The 3,334-nt window shown below is 45.3% G+C and carries 3 protein-coding genes; 2 read left to right on the top strand and 1 reads right to left on the bottom strand.

The window, feature by feature from the left end; all coding sequences use genetic code 11:
* The first annotated feature begins 212 nt into the window (after positions 1–212).
* Entirely contained in the window at positions 213–935 is a 723-nt protein-coding gene (locus F6J99_RS43460; protein ID WP_293123254.1) for a pentapeptide repeat-containing protein, read from the top strand.
* On the opposite strand, the gene F6J99_RS43455 is transcribed toward F6J99_RS43460, so the two are convergent.
* Positions 932–1,120 carry a hypothetical protein gene (locus F6J99_RS43455; RefSeq protein WP_293123251.1) on the bottom strand — a complete coding sequence of 63 codons (189 nt, stop codon included), beginning with the start codon at positions 1,118–1,120 and terminating at the stop codon, positions 932–934. The genes F6J99_RS43460 and F6J99_RS43455 overlap by 4 nt on opposite strands.
* A gap of 221 nt (positions 1,121–1,341) precedes the next feature.
* On the opposite strand from F6J99_RS43455, the gene F6J99_RS43450 reads away from it, so the two are divergent.
* The gene (locus F6J99_RS43450) at positions 1,342–3,225 is read left to right on the top strand and encodes an alpha/beta hydrolase (RefSeq protein WP_293123248.1); all 1,884 of its coding nucleotides are present in this window, start codon (positions 1,342–1,344) and stop codon (positions 3,223–3,225) included.
* Positions 3,226–3,334: the final 109 nt, after the last annotated feature.

Genomic DNA, 3,334 nt, shown 5'->3' with positions numbered 1-3,334 from the left:
TCCCGATTCCCGATTCCCGATTCCCGATTCCCGATTCCCGATTCCCGATTCCCGATTCCCGATTCCCGATTCCCGATTCCCGATTCCCGATTCCCGATTCCCGATTCCCGATTCCCGATTCCCGATTGCCAAAATGTAAACTTTGTTTTCGCTATGTTACATTAAATTTAATACTTTCTTAAGCATTCTTACCTAGAGGACTAATCAACTACATGGCGGAACCAACCCATCTGGCTGAGCTTGAGCAGGGTCTAAAACTCTGGAATCAATGGAGAGAGAATCATCCCAAACTCATCCCTGACCTGATGGAGGTAGACCTGAGTGGGCAAAACCTGAATGGTTTCAATCTCTTTCAAGCGGAGCTAATGGGAGCTAACTTGAGTGGGTCATTGCTGATTTATACTGACCTGACTGAGGCTTGTGTAGTTGGGGCAACATTTGATAAAGCTATTCTTCGTCACGCTTACTTGAATCGAGCCAAGCTTACCCGTACATCCTTCCAAAGAGCAGACCTGACTATGACATCTTTGGAAGAGGCTAACCTAATTAGGGTTAACTTTTCTCTGGCAGACCTTGAGGGAGCTAATTTGTATAGAACTAACCTGATTGCTGTGAATTTCACTAAAGCCAATCTGAGTAGGGTCAACTTCACTGAGGCGGTGATGACTGGAGCTAATCTCAATGAAGCTAAGCTGATTGGTAGTAATTTTGATAAAGCTAACTTAACAGGAGCAGATCTGGTTAAGGCGAATCTGAAAGGGGCTAACCTTAGTCAAGCTAATCTTAGTTATTCCAATCTCAGAGAAGCTAACCTGAGTGAAACCAACCTCAGAAAAGCCAATCTTACCGGAGCTGATTTAACTCATGCCAACCTTCACGGGGCTAATCTGATTGAAGCGGAACTTGATGGGGTGATATTGAATACGAGTATTTAGTTGGATGGGAATAGGGAGTAGGGAGTAGGGAGTAGGGAATAGGGAACAGGGAATAGGGAACAGGGAGATGGGGAGATGGGGAGATGGGGAGATGGGGAGATTGGGGGAAGAGAAAGTTGTACCTTTGACCACAACTTAGTATCAAGTATCGTGGCACAGGCTTCTAGCCTGTGACGAACGCCCATATACTGATAACTGATAACTGATAGCTGATGGCTGATAACTGATAACTGATAGCTGATAGCTGATAACTGATGGCTGATGGCTGATAGCTGATAGCTGATAGCTGATAGCTTACGCTTTAGTGCAGAAGTGCTGTATAAAAAATATTTCCATGGGCTTGTCGAGTCTGGATTGAGTCGGCTTTGATCGAAATATCCGCACTCACATTCTGCATAAATTGCTAATGATCAATTTTCAGCTGCCATGGTCTGATCTGCGCCATACCTCTGAATCTTCTGTGAAGAAAAAACACTGTAATGGTTCAATAGGTCAAATTAAAAAAATCAGACAGGGTGCTTTAGGTAGTCTCTTTGTGACTCTGTTTTGGGCAATGACTGCACCAGTTTTTGCCGCTGAGTATCTCACGCTACGCTTGGGGCCATTTGAGCAATCTGTGGCTATCAAGGAATTAGAAAAGTTTGCTGAGACAGGGGAGTTATCACGAGCACTGCAACCCTATCGAGATATCCTGACGCCAGAGATCCGGAAGATTTTGACCAATAGCCTCAAACTCAACCCTAAGACCACAGAAACCTTTATTAATGACCTGCTTCTCTCCAGCGATGGGGCACGGTTGTTGGACAGACTAGGGTTAGCACTCCCTGATAGTAGTTTAGAGCAATTAAAAGCTGCGCTGTTGTTAGGAGCAAGGCAAGTTAATGGGTTAAGTGTGCTGAGTTTCTTACGGGCTTACCCAGGAGAAAAGATCACTTTGGATGCTTCCTCTGCGGTTGGCATTGCCCTACAACTTAATGCCTCCTATTGGAAGAGTTTAGCAGTTGGTCCAATCTTAGAGCAAGATTTGGCTGTTGCGGACGCTGCCACTTTCCGCCCTAGATTTGACCCTGCTACTCCCGGTCCCCAATTGGTTAAACAGCGTAAACTAAGACTAAGAGACCAACAACGGCAACGTACTATTATTGTAGATTTATACTGGGCTGAGGATACCACTGGACCTTTGGTTGTTCTCTCCCACGGATTTGCTGCAGACCGCAAATTTCTCAGATATTTAGCACGCCATCTAGCTTCTTATGGTCTTACTGTTGCTTCCCTAGAGCATCCTGGCAGCAACTTTACCAGGATTAACAGTTTGTCAGCACCTGGTCAACTTGGGGATTTGTTACCTCCGGGGGAGTTTATTGACCGTCCCAAAGATGTCAGCTTTCTCCTGGATGAGTTGGCTGACATCAATCAGAGATATTCTACCATGGTTGGTAAACTCAATACTCAACACGTTACTATTATTGGTCATTCCTTGGGGGGCTACACGGCTTTAGCGTTGGCTGGGGGAAAACTGGATTTAGAGGAATTGCGACGGTTTTGTAAAAATCGCTCTCCTGTGGGCAGATCCCCAGCAGATTGGTTCCAATGTGCAGCGGCGGATTTACCAGAAGACCAGGTTAATCTTACTGATCAGCGAGTGGTGCAAGCGATCGCATTGAATAGCGTAACCGGGCGTTTGTTTGGTACTAGGGGTTTGCGTCATGTTAATGTACCAACCTTAATGTTAACCGGTACGGAGGATGCTATTACACCAGCCCTAGACCATCAGTTACGGTCTTTTAATCAGTTAGGGGGTTCTAAGTATTTGATTAGCGCCATTGGTGGCACTCACCTCAGTGTGACTGACCCCAAGAATCTTAACGATGCGATCGCTAGAAGTACGTTAGTCAAAGAGGTGGTTGGGGACGATGCCCATAGCCTACGGCAACTGGTCAAAGGTGTAAGTTTAGGGTTTATTAAGCAGCTAACTCCAGAAGCTGAACGCTATGAACCATTTTTAACCCCAGCCTACGCTCAATCTCTTTCCAGTCCCAAAATTTCCTTGCGTCTGAGTACAAAATTACCCGCAAGCATGGCGACTTGGTTTCAAGTTCTATCCGTGGGAAATCAGCAGGTTGCTATCAACTTTAAGGACGTAAATTATGCTTCGATTAGCTCAAACAAATTCTCTTTTTATCCTAACACTAAATTGATGACCCCGAATAGTTTTTGCATTGAACAGCTGAATCAATTGTTCACTAAACTTGTGAACAAGTACCGGGAAAAAGCAAGTCGCATCAGTTAAGTTATATAGTTTTAGGGAGTAGGGAGTAGGGAATAGGGAGTAGGGAGTAGGGAGTAGGGAATAGGGAACAGGGAGTGTGGGGAGATGGGGAGATTGGGAGATGGGGAGA

The organism is Moorena sp. SIO4G3 (genome assembly GCF_010692305.1).
Lineage (GTDB): Bacteria > Cyanobacteriota > Cyanobacteriia > Cyanobacteriales > Coleofasciculaceae > Moorena > Moorena producens_A.
Note: the sequence above shows the minus strand (reverse complement) of the source record. Positions and strands in the feature narration are given on the sequence as shown.